Origin of the sequence: Pseudovibrio sp. Ad37 (assembly GCF_001623075.1) — a bacterium.
Lineage (GTDB): Bacteria > Pseudomonadota > Alphaproteobacteria > Rhizobiales > Stappiaceae > Pseudovibrio.
The window spans coordinates 28,842-47,150 of sequence record NZ_LMCF01000220.1 but is presented as its reverse complement, the minus strand read 5'-3'; the positions used below and the strand labels follow the sequence as shown (position 1 = coordinate 47,150).

The 18,309-nt window shown below is 54.2% G+C and carries 15 protein-coding genes and 1 pseudogene; 8 read left to right on the top strand and 8 right to left on the bottom strand.

Features of this window, described 5'->3' with window-relative positions; translation table 11 throughout:
* Positions 1-287: 287 nt before the first annotated feature.
* Entirely contained in the window at positions 288-1,160 is an 873-nt protein-coding gene (locus PsAD37_RS25040; protein WP_063298408.1) for a DMT family transporter, read from the bottom strand.
* Positions 1,161-1,252: 92 nt separating this feature from the next.
* Here PsAD37_RS25040 and PsAD37_RS25035 point away from each other — a divergent pair, with 92 nt between their 5' ends.
* A complete protein-coding gene (locus PsAD37_RS25035; protein ID WP_063298407.1) occupies positions 1,253-1,507 on the top strand; it encodes a hypothetical protein in 255 nt (84 codons plus the stop codon).
* A 111-nt stretch (positions 1,508-1,618) separates the two neighbouring features.
* Here PsAD37_RS25035 and PsAD37_RS25030 read toward each other — a convergent pair whose 3' ends face one another.
* Positions 1,619-2,662, bottom strand: a complete 1,044-nt coding sequence (locus PsAD37_RS25030) for an alpha/beta fold hydrolase (RefSeq protein ID WP_208992081.1) — start codon at positions 2,660-2,662, stop codon at positions 1,619-1,621.
* A 490-nt stretch (positions 2,663-3,152) separates the two neighbouring features.
* On the opposite strand from PsAD37_RS25030, the gene PsAD37_RS25025 reads away from it, so the two are divergent.
* From PsAD37_RS25025 to PsAD37_RS25015, 3 genes and pseudogenes are all read left to right on the top strand, one after another.
* On the top strand, positions 3,153-4,172 hold the full coding sequence (locus PsAD37_RS25025) for a TAXI family TRAP transporter solute-binding subunit (protein WP_063298405.1): 1,020 nt from the start codon (positions 3,153-3,155) through the stop codon (positions 4,170-4,172).
* Between the two features lie 86 nt (positions 4,173-4,258).
* Entirely contained in the window at positions 4,259-6,295 is a 2,037-nt protein-coding gene (locus PsAD37_RS25020) for a TRAP transporter permease (RefSeq protein WP_063298404.1), read from the top strand.
* Between the two features lie 107 nt (positions 6,296-6,402).
* Positions 6,403-6,669 (top strand): annotated as a pseudogene (locus PsAD37_RS25015) (redoxin family protein); the annotation flags it as partial.
* A 70-nt stretch (positions 6,670-6,739) separates the two neighbouring features.
* Here the strand turns inward: PsAD37_RS25015 and PsAD37_RS25010 are convergent.
* Complete coding sequence (locus tag PsAD37_RS25010; RefSeq protein WP_063298403.1) at positions 6,740-7,459, bottom strand: glutathione S-transferase family protein; 720 nt, start codon at positions 7,457-7,459, stop codon at positions 6,740-6,742.
* A gap of 58 nt (positions 7,460-7,517) precedes the next feature.
* Between PsAD37_RS25010 and PsAD37_RS25005 the strand changes: the two genes are divergently transcribed.
* Positions 7,518-8,306 (top strand): YafY family protein, encoded by a 789-nt coding sequence (locus PsAD37_RS25005; RefSeq protein ID WP_206600101.1) that lies wholly within the window; start codon positions 7,518-7,520, stop codon positions 8,304-8,306.
* Positions 8,307-8,326: 20 nt separating this feature from the next.
* Here the strand turns inward: PsAD37_RS25005 and PsAD37_RS25000 are convergent, their stop codons facing one another.
* From PsAD37_RS25000 to PsAD37_RS24980, 5 genes are all read right to left on the bottom strand, one after another.
* Positions 8,327-9,253 carry a hypothetical protein gene (locus PsAD37_RS25000; protein WP_063298401.1) on the bottom strand — a complete coding sequence of 309 codons (927 nt, stop codon included), beginning with the start codon at positions 9,251-9,253 and terminating at the stop codon, positions 8,327-8,329.
* Positions 9,254-9,306: 53 nt separating this feature from the next.
* Positions 9,307-10,455, bottom strand: coding sequence for an efflux RND transporter periplasmic adaptor subunit (locus tag PsAD37_RS24995; RefSeq protein ID WP_063298400.1), 1,149 nt, complete (start codon positions 10,453-10,455; stop codon positions 9,307-9,309).
* Between the two features lie 2 nt (positions 10,456-10,457).
* Positions 10,458-12,830: an ABC transporter permease gene (locus PsAD37_RS24990; RefSeq protein ID WP_063298399.1), complete on the bottom strand. Its 2,373-nt coding sequence runs from the start codon at positions 12,828-12,830 to the stop codon at positions 10,458-10,460.
* The gene (locus PsAD37_RS24985) at positions 12,824-13,531 is read right to left on the bottom strand and encodes an ABC transporter ATP-binding protein (RefSeq protein ID WP_063298398.1); all 708 of its coding nucleotides are present in this window, start codon (positions 13,529-13,531) and stop codon (positions 12,824-12,826) included. Before PsAD37_RS24985 ends, PsAD37_RS24990 begins: the two co-directional genes overlap by 7 nt.
* A gap of 99 nt (positions 13,532-13,630) precedes the next feature.
* Positions 13,631-14,656 carry a substrate-binding domain-containing protein gene (locus PsAD37_RS24980; protein ID WP_063298397.1) on the bottom strand — a complete coding sequence of 342 codons (1,026 nt, stop codon included), beginning with the start codon at positions 14,654-14,656 and terminating at the stop codon, positions 13,631-13,633.
* A gap of 469 nt (positions 14,657-15,125) precedes the next feature.
* On the opposite strand from PsAD37_RS24980, the gene PsAD37_RS24975 reads away from it, so the two are divergent.
* From PsAD37_RS24975 to PsAD37_RS24965, 3 genes are all read left to right on the top strand, one after another.
* A complete protein-coding gene (locus PsAD37_RS24975; RefSeq protein ID WP_063298396.1) occupies positions 15,126-16,400 on the top strand; it encodes an ABC transporter substrate-binding protein in 1,275 nt (424 codons plus the stop codon).
* 116 nt (positions 16,401-16,516) lie between these two features.
* A complete protein-coding gene (locus PsAD37_RS24970) occupies positions 16,517-17,482 on the top strand; it encodes a carbohydrate ABC transporter permease (RefSeq protein WP_063298395.1) in 966 nt (321 codons plus the stop codon).
* Entirely contained in the window at positions 17,479-18,306 is an 828-nt protein-coding gene (locus PsAD37_RS24965) for a carbohydrate ABC transporter permease (RefSeq protein WP_063298394.1), read from the top strand. Before PsAD37_RS24970 ends, PsAD37_RS24965 begins: the two co-directional genes overlap by 4 nt.
* Positions 18,307-18,309: the final 3 nt, after the last annotated feature.

Genomic DNA, 18,309 nt, shown 5'->3' with positions numbered 1-18,309 from the left:
AGCAAGAAGTTATCAAGCACTGTGGCAGGCCGTAGGCCAAGTCTGCGACCTCTTCACAAAGCAAGAGTGCAACAACTTCTTCAAAACAGCTGGATACATGACCGATTAAACGCGACAAGCTCTAGGCGAGGGCCTCTGGAGCGGGGATATCTGCTTTGCGTTAATTTGTGCGTTCGTTTGCGTTGGATGTGTTTTTTCTACGTTGCTCGGGGCTGATGGTCCCACGGTAGGCGGGCAGCCTGTTTTGCTGACCACCCGAAAAGTTATTCCCCCCAATGCCCGGTGCGCTAGGTTGGTTTGAGTGCTGCTTTCCGGCGATGTTCTTTTTGCATCATGTACAGGGCGGAGAAGATGATGACCGCTGCACCGATGAGGGTGAAGGTGTCTGGCAGCTCGGAGAAGAGCACAAGGCCGAGCAGGGCGGCGTAGATCAGTGAGATGTATTCCACACTGCCAACCACGCTGGCTTCTCCCAGTCTGAGGGCTTTGATGCCGACCCATTGGCCCAGAGTGGCGATGAGGGCCATGATGGTGAGGAGCAATAGACCGAACAGGTCTGGGGTCTTCCAAAGCCAGAACATGGGTACACCTGCCATGAGGCCGACGAAGACTGCCTGATACCCGAGCAGCGTTGCGGTGCTCTCTGTTTGAGAGAGCTTGCGGACGCAGACTACAGCAACAGCTGCTCCAAGGGCTCCTGCCAGTGGGATGAGCGTGTAGAGGCTGGCAAAGCAGTCAAAGCCGGGGCGGATGACGATCAATACGCCGACGAAGCCAAGGATGATGCCGGTGACGCGTGTTCTTGTTGTTGACTCACCCAAAAACAGGGAAGCAAGGATGGCAACAAAGAAGACCTTGGCAAAGGCAAGCGTGGTTGCTGTTGTGAGCGGGAGGAGCGCAACAGCCCAGATGCCTGTTGAGAGCGCGACGAAAGCGCCTGTCAGACGCAATGCATGAGGAAGCGGATGCTTGGTTTTGAAACCATGGGGGAAGGTTTTTATGAGCACGGGCAAGGCAGAGGCAAAGACAAAGCATTGACGGAAGAAGAGGATCTGCAGCACGTGATATTCTGTCGTTGCGACTTTGGCCAAGGCGGAGGTGAGCGTGAACAACGCCGTAGCCAAAAGGGCCCAGAGGACCCCTTTGAGATTGTTTGACATGAGGGAATAATCGAGATATTTTGAATGGTAACTTGGTACCATGGTACCAGATTCGTTTGTGGTGTAAACCACCCGATGCGCGAGAGGCAGACATGACACGACGTAAGATTGAACGGGTGCAGACCGGAGTGCGACTTGAAAAACGAGTGCTGAAGGTGCTCAAAGCCGTGGCGGCTCATCATGAGATGGGGCTGGGGGATCTGGTTGAAGGCATCGTGCTGCACAGCTTTGAAGGCAAGGCGCCTTTTGGTCCGGAGACGCTGGCCTTTATTGCGAATATGCGTGAGGCCTATGGGCTGGATCTGACAGCGGAAGACAGCCACAAGCTGATTGAGGCGGAAGAGTAGAGCGCTTTGCTTTGGGGAGGTCGCGGTACTCGGGAGGTGCCTCAATGCGACCTGTGCCGAATGGAATGCAGCATGCTCCCAGATCGACCGGGAGCATGCAGATCGTGGTGGTTACTTGTTCAGGAACGGGCGTAGTTTGCCGGCCAGTTCTTCTGGGTTGTTGAAGTGCGGGAAGTGGGCGGCTTCTTCTATGCGTTCCAGTTTTGCGTTTGGGATCGCGTCCTCATAGATTTCGGAGACTGCGAGTGGCTGGAAGTCTTTGTCGCCATGGATGATCAGCGTGTCAGCGGTGATGTTGCCCATATGCTTGCTCCAGTCATGGCGTCTGCCAAGGCCGAAGAACTGAGCGCGGGTGTACCAGCTGCCGAAGAGATCCTGTGAGATTGGCGGGGCACCTTTGATGGTGTCACCTGTGGCCTTGATGAAGTATGGCAGGAAGTCTGCATCCAGCTGTTGCAGGCTGGCTTCATCTTCTTTGAAGACCTGACCGAGATCCAGATAACGGCGCTGCCATTTGTCGTAGGCTTTGTGGTCCCGCTCTGGCAGGAGCTCACGAACGTTCTCAAACAGGCCTTTGTTGCCAGAGGGGAAGATGAGCAGGTCTGCCGGGTTCAGCAAAACGAGCTTGTCGACATTCTCAGGGAACTCGGCGGCATAGAGGGAGGCGAGCAGGGCGCCGTAGGAGTGGCTCATGAGGATGAGTTTGTCATCGCCCAACAGTTTGCGGATGCGTTCAATATCTGCCAGTTGCTGAGAGATGCCGAGGGTGCTTTCCAGCAGCTGGATCTTTGTCCATGTGCTGTCTTCTGCCGGGAAGCGGTCGAAGGGGCGTGTGGAGCGGCCTACACCGCGCTGGTCGTAGTAGTTGACGCGGTACTCGTCTGAGAGCAGGTCAAAACCCGGAGCGCTTGCCATGGTTGGAATGCCGGGTCCACCATGGATGAAGAGGATGTTGCGGCCTTCTCCGGTAGAGAAGTGTTTCAGCTTCACATCTGGTGCGACTTCCCAGAAGTCGTCGGAGATGCCGACGGGCGTCAGGTCTGTGCGCTGGGCAACGGTGCCCGGCTTGAACATGGGTTGTTGCATCATCCACCAGACAACAGCGCCACCGATAGCAAACAGCAAGCCAACCAGAACAACGAGTAACAGAAGCATCTTTTTGCCACTTACCCTCATAAAATCACTCCTTCATTGCAGCGGAGCCCAATGAATCATATGTGCACCCATCCGGTCTATAGCGAAGAGAACGTGCACGCTTAAATTTGTAGTATCAGGACTGTACTCAATTGAATTTGCACGTGCTTCGCAATTCTTGCGGAATTTGGCTCATGAATGGGTTTTGTAGCTTTTGTTCTGAAATCAGACTTTGTCTGACATATTCATGTGCCAATCGCGTTTGGAATGACCTGAAATTACATTTTCTTGCGCTTGCCTACGAAAAATCTCGTATTTTGCTTGCGATCTCTGGTTGAAGCGTGTTTTCTAATTCGCGTGAATATTTCTTGTTCACTTCATTACACCAGTCGAGCGTCCTTTTTGATTTTCCGGTGACTGCTCAGACTTCTCATAGTGTTTGGGGCAGACGATTTTATGGCGCTTCTACGCCGTAGAGTATCCTGTCTCTCGTATATTTCCCGGGGGGGCTATGACGCTTCTATCTTCTATTACTAAATTGGCGACAGCTGCAGCTATTGTTGGCGGCGCGGCGCTGTTTTCTGGTCAGGCTTTGGCGCAGGACCTTAAGTTCTTTACCATTGGCACAGGCGGTACAGCTTACACCTACTACCCGGTTGGCGGCATGATCGCCAATGCGATCTCCAATCCTCCGGGCTCTCGTGCCTGTGATGCTGGTGGGTCTTGCGGCGTACCGGGTTTGATTGCTTCTGCTGTTTCTTCCCGTGGTTCCGTTGATAATGTGAATGCGATCAACTCCGGCCTGCGTAACTCTGGTTTCGCACAGTCTGATGTTGCTTACTGGGCGTTTTCCGGTACCGGCACCATGGAAGGCAAAGAGCCGATGAAGGATCTGCGCTCCATCGCAGCATTGTTCCCTGAGCATATTCATCTGATTGCAAAAGCTGACAGCGGCATCAACTCTGTTGCTGACCTGAAGGGCAAGCGCGTGTCTTTGGATGAGCCGGGTTCTGGCACATATACGGATGCGAATCTGATCCTTGCAGCTTATGGCCTTTCCACCTCTGACATCACTGCTGAAGCGCTGAAGGGTTCTGCTGCGGCGGAAGCTCTGCGTAACGGCAAGGTTGATGCGTTCTTCGTGGTTGCTGGTTTCCCAACCGGTGCTGTGGTTGAGCTGGCGTCTGCTGAAGACATCAAGATCGTTCCGATCACTGGTCCGGAAGCTGAAAGTCTGGTTGAGAAATACGGCTTCTTTGCAAGCTCCGACATTCCATCTGGTGCCTACCAAGGTGTTGATGCAACAACCACTTTGACTGTTGGTGCGCAGTGGATCACCAGCGCGAAAGAAGATGACGAGCTGATCTACAACATCACCAAAGCGATGTGGAACGACAAGACCCGCAAGCTGCTGGATGTTGGCCATTCCAAAGGCAAAACCATCACGTTGGAAAGCGCGACGGACGGTCTTGGTGTGCCGCTGCATCCGGGTGCTGAGCGTTTCTACAAAGAAGCTGGCCTGATCAAGTAAGGTCTGGTTACCTTTGATGATTTTGCGGTGCCCGGTAGATATCTGCCGGGCGCTGCTGTTTTCAATCTAAACGAAACGCAGGGCTGATGTCTCAGGATACGACAGATCAATCCCTTGAGGAGCTGGAACGCAAGTACGATCCAGACCTCACATTCAGAGCGGCTGGTCCGGTGCTTGCTGTTGTTATAACAGCGGCACTTGTTGCCATGTCGCTCTATCATTATTACGCGTCCGGCTTCGGGCTTATTCGAGAGCTTGTCCATCGCGGCATTCACCTTTCGTTTGTACTGGGGCTGGTGTTTGTTCTTTTCAGCTTCATCAAGAGCACGAGCAGTCAGCCTGCGCCGTCTGCGTGGTGGCGCCCGAGCGGTGTACATCTGTGGGACATTGTGCTGGCGGTGATGGCTGTGGCTGCGGCGATGTATTTACCACTGCTGCCAGCTGAGGCGGTTGCCTCCCGTGTTGGCGCACCAGCGCCGATTGATGTGTTCATGGGCACCGTGCTGCTGGTGCTGGTGCTGGAAGCTGCGCGCCGGTCCGTTGGGCCAACGCTGCCGCTGATTGCGCTGATCTTTGTTGGCTATGCGGTGTTTGGCATGTATGCACCGGGCGCTCTGCGGCATCCGGGGGCGAGCTGGACGGGGCTTATCAATCATCTTTACATGACGAACCAGGGCATTTACGGCATCGCGATTGGGGTGGTTGCCAAGTATGTGTTTTTGTTTGTTTTGTTTGGGGTTTTAGCCACTCGCATTGGCCTTGGGCAGTTGTTTATCGACCTGGCCTCGGTGATTGCCGGACGCTATGTAGGCGGGCCAGCGAAGGTTGCGATCTTCTCCTCCGCCATGCTGGGCACGATTTCCGGCAGTTCCATTGCCAACACGGTAACGACAGGCTCGCTCACCATTCCAGCGATGAAAAAGGTTGGTTATCCGCCACACTTTGCAGGGGCTGTTGAAGCGACGGCATCAACGGGCGGGCAGATTACGCCGCCGATCATGGGGGCGGCTGCCTTCATCATGGTGGAGTTTCTGGAGATCCCATACCGCGAGGTGTTGCTTGCGGCGATGTTCCCGGCGATGCTGCATTACTTCGGCATCTTCGTTATGGTGCATCTGGAAGCCAAGCGGCTTGGCTTGCGCGGTCTTACCAAGGATGAGCTGCCAAAAGCATTGGTGGTGATGAAGCAGCACTGGCTCTCTGTCATCCCGCTGGGCATTCTGGTTTATCTGATCATCTCCGGTAAAACACCGGATTTTGCCGCTGTTTGGGGGATTACCGCTTGTGTGATTGTTGGGATTTTAAACCCGCATAACCGGATGGGCTTCAAAGACCTGATTGAATCGCTGGCAACGGGTGCCAAGTACTCGCTTGCTGTTGGGGCTGCTGCTGCGGCTGTTGGCATTATTGTTGGTGTGGTGACGCTGACGGGGACGGGATTCCGGCTTTCGTTTGTGGTGACACAGGCTGCTTCTGATCTGGGTGGGTTCATCGCGTCAGGTATGCTTGCAGAGTATGTGACGCAGAATGGGCTGACGCTGTTCTTCACGCTGCTGTTTACAGCGGTTGCCTGCATCATCATGGGTGCGGGCATTCCAACAACGGCGACCTACATCATTCTGGTTTCCATTGCTGCACCTGCGCTTGCCTTGCTGGGCGTTCAGCCGCTCGTGGCACACTTCTTTGTGTTCTACTACGGGGTGCTGGCGGACATTACACCGCCTGTGGCGCTGGCTGCTTATGCCGGGGCCGGTATTGCGGGGGCGAACCCGTTCAAGACAGGTAACACCGCGTTCCGGCTTGGCATTGCGAAGGCTTTGGTTCCGTTTGTGTTCGTCTACTCTCCGGCCTTGTTGTTGGTGACGCCTGAGTTCACCTGGTATGACCTGACCGTAACGCTTGCAGGCGCCATGTGTGGCATTGGTCTGCTGGGTGTGGCGTTCTCTGGTTACATGCTGGCTGGTTTGAATAAGCTGGAGCGGTATTGGACAGCCTTTGCGGCGATGTTCTTCGTCGCGCCGGGCTTGCAAACCATGGCAATCGGTGGTGCGCTTATGCTGCCTGTTGTGGTGCGGCAAGTGATGGCACGCAAGAACCAGCAGCTGATGACGCAGGACGCTTAGCGGCGGAGTTTTAGTGATGAGATAGCCCCGCTGCATGAGTTAGTTCGGCGGGGTTTTCATTGGAGAAGGTTTGAGTGGTTGTTACTGACATTAAGAGCTTGCTTGGCATGAAGCTTCCGGCGCTGAAATTGCGAACAACGAATGCTGAGATGATTGATTTATCAGCACTGCCAGGACGCACTGTTGTCTATGCATATCCAAGAACGAGCCCTCCGAATGAGGGGCCGATTGAAGGGTGGGATCTTATTCCGGGTGCTCGTGGATGCACGCCTCAATCCTGTGCGTTCCGGGATCATTTTGGTGAGTTAAAAGCTGCCGGGGCACAAGCGGTGTTTGGGCTTTCCACTCAGTCGACTGAGTTTCAATCTGAAGCCGTGATTGCCTACCTGAAGCAGGCTCGGTGACAAACCCCGCCGGATGCACCAATCCGGCGGGGTGTTTTGATTATGCGGCTTCGGTTGCCTCCTCCGGGTAGGCTTCTTTGATGCGGTTGGCGTAGGCGACGAGGTTGGGGAACTGCTCGGTGGTTTCCTTCCAGCCGGAGAAGGGCAGGTTGGAGAGGGTGCAGAGGATTTGGGCGCCGATGGCGGCATCAGCAAAGCAGGGGCGGTCGCCGAGCAGGTATGGTTTGTCACCGAGCTGGGTGGAGATGGCTTGCAAGTCTGCACGGCCCAATGCGAGGCGTTCTTTCCATGTGTGCTGACCGTAGCCGTGGTTGTTGACTTTGGCGATGACACTTTTGCGAGACTCGTTTGCAAGAGAGCTGCGCATTTCTGGTGGCAAGATACCGAAGAACTGGTCTTCAATAACTGCGAAGTTCTCATCTGGCAGCCAGCGGGTGCAGACGGTTACGAAGTACAAAGAGTGCTCTGCCATGCGCATGAAGGCGTGCCCAATAGCCAGTTCGGCTTCAGAATAACCACCTGAAAAATCAGCGTTATAATTGACCACCAAATGCCGTCTGATGAACTCGGAATCGGCAATGAGCTCTTCGTTGTCCTTCATGACGGGCAGCTTGCCCTTTGGGGCGGTTTGCAGGGCTGCCGGGCCTTCCAGAACATCGTGGGAGAGGCCTGCCATGGCGAGCAGGATATCTACTTTCAGGCAAAACGGGCTTGCGCTGACGCCATCGAGTTTGGCGCTGAATTTGTGATGTGTGAGCATTTGCTTTCTCCGCTTGTGTTTCGTGGGGGATTGGTAGCAAGGTGCTCCTGACAGCATTGTGTCAGGAGTGTTTGGCGTTCCCAAAATTTCTGGTCGAAACTTTCCGGAGGATTACATGCGCAGGGCAGATCGGTTGCTGCAGGTCGTTCAGTTGTTGCGACGTCATCGTGGGCCGGTGACCGGCGATGCGATGGCGGAGGAACTGGAAATCTCTGTTCGCACGCTTTACCGCGACATTGTCAGCCTGCAATCGACTGGTGTGCCGATCCGCGGGGAGGCGGGGGTCGGTTATGTGCTGGATGAGGGGTATGATTTGCCGCCGCTGATGTTCAACAGTGATGAGCTGGAAGCGGTGATGATGGGCCTGCGCCATGTGCAGGTGCGTGGGGATGAGCAGCTTATCCGCACAGCCAGCGATGTGATTGCCAAGATTGCGGCAGTGCTGTCTCCCGAAGCGCGCGATGAGTTCATTGAAGCCCCGCTTTATGCGCCGGATTTCGGGGTGGAGCCTATTCCCACAGCACGGATTGAGCTGAAGGATGTGCGGCAGGCTATTCGCGGGCAGAACAAGTTGCGGCTGACTTATGAGGACGCGCAGGGGGAGATGAGTGAGCGCCTGATATGGCCGCTGAGTCTGACTTTCTTTGCACACTCACGCATGATCGTGGCGTGGTGCGAACTGCGCAAGGACTTTCGCGCCTTCCGGACAGATCGTGTGACCCACATGGAGGTGCTGGAAGACCGCTACCGCGAAAACCGCGTCACCCTGCGAGATCGCTGGTGGAAGTTGGAATTGGCCCGGCGGGAGAAAGAGGCGGCGGAGAAGGTGGCTCTTAAGGTGGTTTAAATTTGGGGTGGAAATGGCAATCAGGAGCGAATGTAGAACATTCCAAGCATACTTACCGCGATTATTGTAATCGTGAATGTAAACTTACAAATACTCCAAAATTTTCGCTTCAAATAGATGTGAGATAAGAGCTTTTGCAAGAAGCTTAACCGCCTTTTAGGCTCCTTGAGCTTTTCTAAATTAAGCCTCCTAGCTTGTGTGCCTTGTGAAGATACACCCAAGCAACCGCTCCAGAGCAATGCGCTCCAAAGAAGTCCAGCAATTGTGATCACAACAGCGGTATCGTTTAATTTAGTATTTTGCTCATAGGCCTCTTCAAATTTTACACTGACGGATGGGCTCTTAACTGAAATGGAAACGGGTGGTTTGGCTATGTTTAACTCGGGCTTATGAGGTGAAATGTTTGCAAGAGCGACTTCTGTGTACAAGCCTGCTCTTTTAGAAAGTGTTGCTTGCTCCCAAACTGAGGGTCCAAATGCCAGAATTAAAGCAAACCAAAAAAAGATCATTGATCTGCTGATATGGTTGTTAATGCGAGAAACAGAAAAGAGCTGTATGCTTTGTTGCATTAGTACTTTTTCAAAAAGTTCACCAACAACATACCCCTGCAGGAAATCTACATGATTTTCCCAGTTCTCCTGCCATGCTTTGCTGCCTTTGTTGACTTGATGCCATGCGGTCGCTGTAAAAAGGCCTACGGTAGCAATCAATAATGAAAGTGCGTCTGTTACCTTAAGCTCTGTTATTGCTTGAATTGCTACAAAGCCTGTGAGAGCAGCTGCTGTGAATGCCCAAAAGTATGCTGCTCTTTGCCAATAGAGTTGTATTTCAAACTTTCTTGTGTCGGGAGCTGTCGTAAAAGCGGTTTCGATCTTAGTTTTATTTTCTTGGTGGCTAGATGGTGAAAGTCCGAGTATTGCCAAGTACTTCTCTGAGTTTGATGTCATGATACTCACTCCGCCGTTACTGCCGTGCCATGTGAGACCGTATCTCCCGGGAACTAGATCACGGTGTCGTTCTGGTTCAAACCGGCGCGGACTTCGGCCATGTCCTGGTTGAAGGCGCCGATGGTTAGCAGTTGGAGGTGGGGTTTGCCGTTGATGACTTTGAAGGTGGCCCAGTCATTGCCCTCTCTGAAGAGGGCGGTCATGGGGATGCGGAGGACGTTTTGGCCGTGCCATGTTTCGATGGCAGCGCGCAGGTGGAAGCCGTGGCCGAGTTCCAGTGCCGGGGTGTCCAGATCCAGAATAGCGTTGACGCGTTGTTCTTCGATGCCGAGGGCCGAGACCTTGGTGAAGCCGGCGGGATCAATGCGGCGGACGGTTGCCTTTAGGGTGTTGCCACCCCAGTCGACCAGCGTTGCTTTTGCGCCCTCTGCGATTTTGACGGCCTCAGTGGAGAGCAGGTCAACAACCACCTCGATATCAGCAGGGTCGCCCAGTTCCATCAGGAGCGCTCCAGACTGGATGGTCTGCTCACTTTCAACTGCCAGATTGAGGACGACGCCGTTGATGGGTGTGATCATGCGTACGGCAAGTTCCTCTGAACGCTCTGGATCCTGTGCGATGTGAGGCTCGATCAGACGCGCTTTAGCGCTTTGCAGGTTGCTGCCCCGCTGGGCGATTTGAGCTTCTGCGCTTTGAACCTTGGCGGCTTTGAGGGTGACGTCAATTTCCACGCGTTCCAGCTGAGCATCAGAGATGGTTTTGGAGCGGTTGAGGCGTTGGGCGCGGATGAGTTCTGACTTGGCCAGTTTGTGTTCTGCCTTGGCGGAGGCGAGCTCAGCTTCTGCCAATGAGATGGCAGCTTTGGCGGTTTCAACTCCGGCGAGGGCTTCTGCCTTGGTGCGGGCGTTCATGAACGGAGTGGTGAGCGGGTTGATGGTGGCGACTGTGGTTTCGCCACGGGATACCTTGTCGCCGACTTCCAGCAGGGAACGGTCGACCCGTCCGGCGATTGGGGCGGAGATTTTGTAGATCTCTTTGACGCGGGTTTTGCCGTCTTCCTCCACGGTGACAATCAGGTCGCCGCGAGTGACTTTGGCTGTTTCAACGGAGATTGGCTTTTCCCGCAAGGCCCAACCAATGAGGAGAAGAACGAGCAGGGCGACAGCAATATATGCGCCTCGTTTGACGTATTTACCGTTCATTCCTATTCCCTCGTTTTTAAGGTTTTGATGAGATCAAGTTTGCCCACACGGCGGCGCACGATGAGCGCACAGGCCAGGGCAGCAGTGAGAATGACAAAGCTGGCGATGGCGTAGGTGCTTGGCAGTACCACAAGCGGCACGCGGAAGAGATCGCTTGCGAAGCCCTGTATCATGCCTGCTGCCATGGCATAGCCGATGAACCAGCCCATGGGCTGTGCCAGCAGAACAATCATCGCCATTTCCACCAGAATGACATGGAAGACTTCCTGTTTGGAGAAGCCGATAACGCGGAGACTGGCCAGTTCGCGGCCCCGCTCTGACAGCTGGATGCGGGCAGCGTTGTAGACCACGCCAAAGGCCACGATGACGGCTATGGTGATGTAGGCCACCAGCATGGAGGTGAAGCTCTGGTCCATGAGTTCGCGGAATTTTTCGCGGGAGAGCATCTGCATGGCGATGCCACCAAGGCCGGGGGTTTCCTTCACAGCATCGTAAAGATCATCAAGCCGTGTGCGGTCGATGTTGATCGCCAGATCAGAGATGCGCGGGCCTGTTGGGACAAGGGCGTTCAGCGCGTCGATGTGCATGGACGCGGAGATGCCCATGTAGCTGGTGACGGTGCCGGATACACGGACCTGACGTTCAACGGAGTTGTGCTTGGTGAGCTCTACGGTGACCATCTCACCCGGTTTTACGCCCAACTGGTTGGCGAGATGGGTTGGCAGCATGAGGCCCGTGCGGGGCATCTGGATGGCACGTTCATCAAGGTCCAAAATGCGGGAGAGGTTGGCGTTGGTTGGGCGGCCTGTGATGGCGACGCGCTTTTCCTTTGGACCAAAGCGCAGGATGACGGGTTCTTGTCTGTAGGCTTCTGCAGTGAGCACGCCGGGCAGGCGCAGGATGTCATCGAGCACGCTGGGGGCTTTGTCATCTGGCAGTGTCAGGCGGGCATCTGCGGTTTCTGCTTTGTTGAAGGCCACATTGATCATGTGGTCCATGGAGTTGGTCAGGAACAGCGCGGAGACGAGCAGGGCCAGCGCGAAGGAGACGCCAAGGCTGGTGAGCAGGCTGCGCACCGGATTGTGCAGGAGATGACGCAGGCCCATGGTGCTGAGCTGGGACAGGAGGCGCACGCGCTTTGACTTGAACGAGAGGAAGCTGCGGAACCGCGGCGGGGCGGGGGGACGCATGGCGACTGCAGGTGGCAGGCGTGCGGCTTTCATGATGGATGAGAATGCACCGCCTAAGGCTGCGATCAGTGAGATGGCTGCTGCAATGAGGTAGAGGTCCAGGCTATCATCGAACACGAGGAATGGGAACGAGAAGTATTGGGCATACATTTGGGTCATCAACTTGCCCATGTAATTGCCAGCAACGGAGCCGATTCCAACGCCCAGAAGCGCAATGAAAGAGACGAGTTTGGCGTAGTGACCCGCGACGGACCATGAAGAGTAACCGCAGGCTTTCAGGAGGCCGATCTGCTCCCGCTCCAGAGCGATCAGACGGGACAGGATCATGTTGACGAGGAAAGCGGAGACCAGCAGGAATATGGGTGGCAACACTTTTGCCATGGCGGAGAGCTGGGTGAGTTCCGCATCCAGAAAGGCATGGGATTGCTGGTCTTTGCGTTTGTATGCACCGGTGCCGCCATAAGGTTTCAACAGACGGTTGAGCTTTTCCAGAACACATGGCGTGCAAGCGCCTCTGAGTAGTCTCAAGGAGATGTCGTTGGTCGCGTTCTTCATGTCGAACAGGCCTTCCATTGCGGATTGGGCCATGAAGAAGACGGCGAAGCGGCGGTCATCGGGGACCAGATCTCCGGGACCGAGAGCGTAGATGAACTCGGGGGAGAGGATGATACCCGTGATTTCGAGGTTGAGCTTCTTGCCGTTCAAGATTGCGCTGAAAGTGTCGCCGGGGTTGAGGCCATGTGCTTTGGCGAAGCGGGAATCTAGAGCGACTTGGTTGGTGCGGGAGCCTTCCGGTAAGCGGCCTGCGCGTAAGTAGAGGCGGTTGACGGCAGGCTTTCTGCCTGAGGGCAAGGAAAGCGCAATGCCAGCGGCGGGTTTAGCCATCTGCGGAATGTCGAGGATAGCGGAGCGGACAATGCGCATTTCGACTGCTGCGACGCCATCAATGGCTGCAATGCGTTCCTTCAGGTGATCGGGTGCGCGAACGGCCTGTGCGAAGATGTGGCCGAAGCGGTACTGGTCGTAATAGGTTTTCTGCGTTTCGCTGAGAGAGCGGTAAGCGCCTTGGGCGAGGATCAGCGTCATCACTCCGCAGGCCATGACCAAAGCAATCGCGAGCACTTGCGCCCACAGGCGTTTCAAGTCGCGGATGACTTTTCGGTCAAGGACGGGTAGAGCTACCATGCAACCTCCGAAGGTTGCTTGGGTGTTTCATTCTCGTGGGTGCTTTCGATAGCGCCGTCTTTGAAGATGTAAACACGGTTTGCCATCTGCTGGATTGCCGTGTTGTGCGTGATGATTGCTGTGGTGGTTCCCAGTTCCAGGTTGATGCGCTGCAAGGCTTCCAGCACAAGTGTGCCGGTTTGGGTGTCGAGCGCGCCGGTGGGTTCGTCGCAGAGCAGGACTTCTGGTCGCTTGGCGATGGCGCGGGCGATGGCGACACGCTGCTGCTCTCCGCCGGACATTTCTGCCGGGAAGTGGGAGGAGCGTTTGCCGAGGCCGACCAGTTCCAAGGCCTCCTGTGGGTCCATCGGGTTCTTGGCGATCTCTGTTGTCAGAGCCACGTTCTCCCACGCGTTGAGGCTGGGAATGAGGTTGTAGAACTGGAAGACGAAGCCGACGTAATCGCGCCGATAGCGAGTTAGATTGCTTTCGCTGAAGTCTGTGAGGTTTTTTCCCATAAACGAAACACTGCCGAAGGTGGCGTTGTCGAGCCCGCCGAGAATGTTAAGGAAAGTGGATTTGCCGGATCCGGATGGTCCGAGCAACACAACCATCTCGCCTTCAAAGAGTGTCATGGAAACACCCCGAAGTGCATGCACCTCAACCTCGTTTGTGGTGTAAGTCTTGGTTACATTATCGGCGATGAATACTGGCGCTGGCATAGGGGCCCCAACCTGAATGTGCAGCTACACTCCAATATAGCCTCAGTTTCAAGTTGTATGGCAATGATCCCACGCAAGGAATTGAGTAAATTCCCTAGGTCAGGTGCTGCTGCGTGGCGGAGCGCCTACAGATTTGCGGAAAATAAGTTCCGGGTGCCACAGGCATTGCAGCTCTTTGATGTCCGTGCCTTTGAGGTAGTTCATCGCCATGATCGCGATCTCCCGGCCTGCGTCGCGCAGTGGTGAGCGGGTGACGGTCAGTGGCGGGTTCATGTCAGATGCTTGTGCGAGAGGCACGTTGTCATCGTGGGCGACGATGGAGACTTCCGAACCGATCTTGATGCCGAGTTCGTTACAGGCTCTGTACGCGCCTTTTGCCATGACCACACTTGAGCAGAGCAGGGCAGTCGGGCGGTTTTCGAGCTGCAAGATTCCCATGGCGAAGGTGTAGCCGTTTTCCTCTGACATAGCGCCTGCACGCATATAATCCGGGTTTGGCGTGACGCCTCGTTCCTTCAACGCATCCTGCCAGCCGTTGAGCCGGTCAATGGCGTAGACACGATTTGGATGGCCGTTGAGGATCGCGATCTTGTCGTGGCCCATTTCCAGCAGCATCTTTGTGGGCTCGTGGAAGACGCCGTAGTTGTCAATGTCGATGTACGAGTAGCTGTCACAGGTGGCAGTGCGGCCATGGACGATGAATGGCATGTTGAGGTCTTGCAGAAGACGGATGCGTTCTTCACTCAGATCCACGTTGGACAGGATCACCAGATCAACAGTGCCTTTTTCCGCAAAGCGGCGGTAGACGTCCTCTTCTTCACTCTGCGAGGAGGAGATCATGATGTCGTAGTCAAGCTCGGATGCCTTCTCTGAAAGACCTGTCAGAAACTCGATGAAATGCGGGTCGAGAAACATGTTCATGTCAGTGGGGAAGGCGATGCCGATCACGCAGGAGCGTCCGGTTGCCAGACGGCGTGCGTTGACATTGGGACGATAGCCATAGGTCTTTGCTGCCTCCGAAACCCGGTTTCGGGTGGCGAGAGACACGTCAGAATACCCGTTCAGAGCTCTGCTGACTGTGGTTTGTGAAAGACCGAGATGATTGGCTAAACTCTTAAGATTCATAATAATTCAATGGCTCAAACTTGCTGTGCGCCTTGTTTATAGCCCCTTTTTCTCCCGCATGCTTGGATGAAATCTAGCCCAGAAGTCTGCCTAAAATCCAGTAGGACCTTTGTCTTTTCCAAAGCGCTTTGGAAACGGTAACGGAGACAGTGGAAAACTGGTATTTTTCAGAGGTGCAGAAAAATACCACATATGATGGGCTCTAAACTTAGGAGAATTCAGCTATTTTGTGGGTGTTGCGTTGCAAAATATGACGTCAGATGGACAGCCTCACAAAAGTTCCTACGGATTTTTACTATTGACTTAGACCGGTGACTAAACTTTGCTTGTCTCAAAGCGCTTTGGGAATCTTTTGAAAGATGACCAGTGTTTGGGGAGCCCTTCGCTCTGGAGGGGTAATTAATGGCCGGACAACGATTGGGAATTCGTTGAACCAAGGGCCATGGACGAAACAGGGAGGCGTCCCATTATGGGTATCCGTCGTACATTATTAGGTTCTGCTGTTGCTGTTGCTGGTATGGCTGGCGTTGCGGGTTATGCAATGGCTGCTGAAGTTACGGTTGTTTGTGGTAGCGTTGGTCAGGGCGCTAAGCTCTGTAAAGGTGCTGCAACCGAGTGGGCTAAAGAAACTGGCAACACCGTTAAGTTTTTCGCTGCACCTGCATCATCTACCGAGCAGCTGGCGCTGTACCAGCAGATCCTGAGCTCTGGTTCTTCTGATATTGATGTTTTCCAGATTGACGTTATCTGGCCGGGTATTCTGGGAAGCCACCTTGCTGATCTGAAGCCATATTCCAATGGTGCAGAAGACATGCACTTCCAGCCAATCGTTGCGAACAACACCTACAAGGGCAAGCTGGTTGCTATGCCTTGGTACACTGACGCTGGCCTGCTGTTCTACCGCAAAGATCTGCTCGAAAAGCATGGTGAAAAGGCTCCTGAAACCTGGGGCGATCTGACCGCGAGTGCGAAGAAGATCCAGGATGCTGAACGCGCAGCTGGCAACAATAAAATGTGGGGCTTTGTTTATCAGGCGAAGGCTTATGAAGGTCTGACTTGTGACGCTCTTGAGTGGGTCGACAGCTTTGGTGGTGGCGATGTTGTGAATGCTGATGGCGATATCACCATCAACAACGAAAAAGCTGCAAAAGCTCTGTCTCTCGCAGCAAGCTGGACCGGTACAATTGCACCTTCTGGTGTTCTTTCCTATCAGGAAGAAGATGCACGTGGTGTGTTCCAGTCCGGTAATGCAGTGTTCATGCGGAACTGGCCTTATGCATGGTCTCTCGGTCAGGCTGACGATTCTCCGATCAAAGGCAAAATCGGTGTGATGGCTCTGCCTAAGGGTGGTGAAGACGGAAAGCAGACCGGTACTCTTGGTGGCTGGCAGCTTGCTGTTTCCAAATACTCCAAAGACCCTGAAGCCGCTGCAAGCCTTGTAATGCACCTGACCAGCAAAAAGAGCCAGAAACAGCGCGCTATTGAAGGGTCTTACAACCCAACCATTGCTGAGCTGTACTCTGATGCGGATGTTCTTGCAGCAAGCCCGTTCATGGGTCAGTTGAAAGACACCTTCACCAATGCTGTGGCACGTCCATCCCGTGCAACTGGCTCTAACTACAACAAAGTTTCCAATGCATTTTACAATGCAGTGCATGACGTGCTTTCCGGTAAAACCGAAGCAGAGGCATCCCTTGCGAAGCTTGAAAAGAACCTGAAACGCATCAAGCGTAAAGGCTGGTAAGTCTCCTCCCTAGACTTGCGATCTGTGTTGCGGCCTCCCGATGGCCGCAACACTGAACCGAGCTCCTGGGTGGTTCCTTGGAGTTTCCCTGAAATAAAGAAACCAAGGATCAGAGGATGACCCTTGCTCTTCAGCAGGATGGTACAGCCACTCGTAAGGCAAAACGCTCCAATCTGAGCTCTGCCAGATTGCGCGCCGCGTGGCTTTTTCTCGCCCCCATGATGATTGCTTTGGCCGCTGTTGCAGGCTGGCCGTTGCTTCGCACCATCTGGTTGGGTTTTACCGACGCAAACCTCACAGATCTCAGCCAATCTCAATTCATCGGCTTTGAGAACTATCTCTCGTATTATGACGGAGAGGCTTATGGCGTTCTCGTTGATGCCGAGTGGTGGAATGCGGTTTGGAACACTCTCTGGTTTTCTGTCATCTCTGTTGGTTTTGAAACTCTGTTCGGGCTTCTCATTGCATTGATCCTGAATGCGGAGTTCAAAGGACGCGGCCTTGTGCGTGCTGCGGTTCTGATCCCCTGGGCGATCCCGACTATTGTTTCCGCCAAGATGTGGGGCTGGATGCTTCACGATCAGTTTGGTGTGATTAACGAAATTCTGCTGGGTGTCGGCATTCTGTCTGAGCCGATTGCCTGGACGGCTGATCCTTCCACCGCGATGTGGGCTGTGATCATGGTGGATGTCTGGAAAACAACACCGTTCATGGCGCTGCTGACCCTTGCTGCCCTTCAGATGCTTCCGGGTGATATCTATGAGGCTGCCCGCGTGGATGGCATCAACCCGATCCGTGTGTTCTTCAAGGTGACGTTGCCGCTGATCCGCCCGGCAATCATTGTTGCAGTGATTTTCCGTAGTCTTGATGCACTGCGTGTGTTCGATCTGATTTACGTGCTGACGTCCAGCTCTACGTCGACTATGTCCATGTCAGTCTATGCAAGGCAGCAGCTGGTGGATTTCCAGGAAGTTGGCTATGGCTCTGCAGCTGCGACGCTGCTGTTCATTGTGATTGCCTTGTTGACGACCATTACTGTGTTGGCTGGCGGATTGAAATCCGGTGAAGGAGAACAGTCATGAACAGACAGATGAAGTCTATTCTGTTTTACACACTGGTTATTGTGGTCGTGATTTTCTCGGTCTTCCCGTTCTATTACGCGATTGTCACGAGTTTCCGGAGCGGGCAGGAGCTGTTCAATCCGTCCGTATTCCCAACATCCTTCACGATGGGGAACTATTTCTCCATCTTCAAAGAACAGCCGTTTGGCCTCAATATTCTGAACTCGGTGATTGTTGCGACGTCTGTTGTGGTTCTGTCGCTGATTATTGCAGTGACGGCGTCTTATGCGCTGGCTCGTATCCACTTCCGAGGCCGTGGTCTGTTGTTGATGACGATCCTGTCAGTCTCCATGTTCCCGCAGGTGGCGATCCTCTCCGGCATGTATGAGTTGATCCGCTCCATGGGCCTTTACAACTCTCTGCCGGGTCTGATTATCCCGAACACAGTGCTGACTCTGCCATTCACTGTTTGGGTGCTGACGACCTTCATGAAGGAACTGCCGAAGGAGCTTGAAGAGGCTGCTGTCGTTGACGGAGCTTCTCCGCTGACCATTGTGCGCCGGATCTTCCTGCCGTTGATGTGGCCAGCGATGGTGACCACTGGTCTGCTTGCCTTCATCGGTGCGTGGAACGAGTTCCTGTTCGCGCTCACCTTTACTCTATCCAACGAAGTTCGCACCGTGCCAGTGGCGATTGCCCTGATGTCCGGTGCAACTGAATACGAGCTGCCATGGGGCAATATCATGGCTGCTTCTGTGCTAGTGACCGTCCCGATCGTGGTCCTAGTGCTGGTGTTTCAACGAAAAATCGTCGCTGGTCTTACAGCTGGTGCGGTTAAAGGATAACTG

Excerpts from the sequence above, each read along its gene's own strand:
- PsAD37_RS25040 (WP_063298408.1), bottom strand. The coding sequence starts at position 1,160 with ATGTCAAACAATCTCAAAGGGGTCCTCTGGGCCCTTTTGGCTACGGCG.
- PsAD37_RS24985 (WP_063298398.1), bottom strand. The coding sequence starts at position 13,531 with ATGCCAGCGCCAGTATTCATCGCCGATAATGTAACCAAGACTTACACC.
- PsAD37_RS24980 (WP_063298397.1), bottom strand. The coding sequence starts at position 14,656 with ATGAATCTTAAGAGTTTAGCCAATCATCTCGGTCTTTCACAAACCACA.
- PsAD37_RS25020 (WP_063298404.1), top strand. The coding sequence starts at position 4,259 with ATGTCTCAGGATACGACAGATCAATCCCTTGAGGAGCTGGAACGCAAG.
- PsAD37_RS25035 (WP_063298407.1), top strand. The coding sequence starts at position 1,253 with ATGACACGACGTAAGATTGAACGGGTGCAGACCGGAGTGCGACTTGAA.
- PsAD37_RS24990 (WP_063298399.1), bottom strand. The coding sequence starts at position 12,830 with ATGGTAGCTCTACCCGTCCTTGACCGAAAAGTCATCCGCGACTTGAAA.
- PsAD37_RS24995 (WP_063298400.1), bottom strand. The coding sequence starts at position 10,455 with ATGAACGGTAAATACGTCAAACGAGGCGCATATATTGCTGTCGCCCTG.
- PsAD37_RS25010 (WP_063298403.1), bottom strand. The coding sequence starts at position 7,459 with ATGCTCACACATCACAAATTCAGCGCCAAACTCGATGGCGTCAGCGCA.
- PsAD37_RS24965 (WP_063298394.1), top strand. The coding sequence starts at position 17,479 with ATGAACAGACAGATGAAGTCTATTCTGTTTTACACACTGGTTATTGTG.
- PsAD37_RS25000 (WP_063298401.1), bottom strand. The coding sequence starts at position 9,253 with ATGACATCAAACTCAGAGAAGTACTTGGCAATACTCGGACTTTCACCA.
- PsAD37_RS25030 (WP_208992081.1), bottom strand. The coding sequence starts at position 2,662 with ATGCTTCTGTTACTCGTTGTTCTGGTTGGCTTGCTGTTTGCTATCGGT.
- PsAD37_RS24975 (WP_063298396.1), top strand. The coding sequence starts at position 15,126 with ATGGGTATCCGTCGTACATTATTAGGTTCTGCTGTTGCTGTTGCTGGT.
- PsAD37_RS25025 (WP_063298405.1), top strand. The coding sequence starts at position 3,153 with ATGACGCTTCTATCTTCTATTACTAAATTGGCGACAGCTGCAGCTATT.
- PsAD37_RS24970 (WP_063298395.1), top strand. The coding sequence starts at position 16,517 with ATGACCCTTGCTCTTCAGCAGGATGGTACAGCCACTCGTAAGGCAAAA.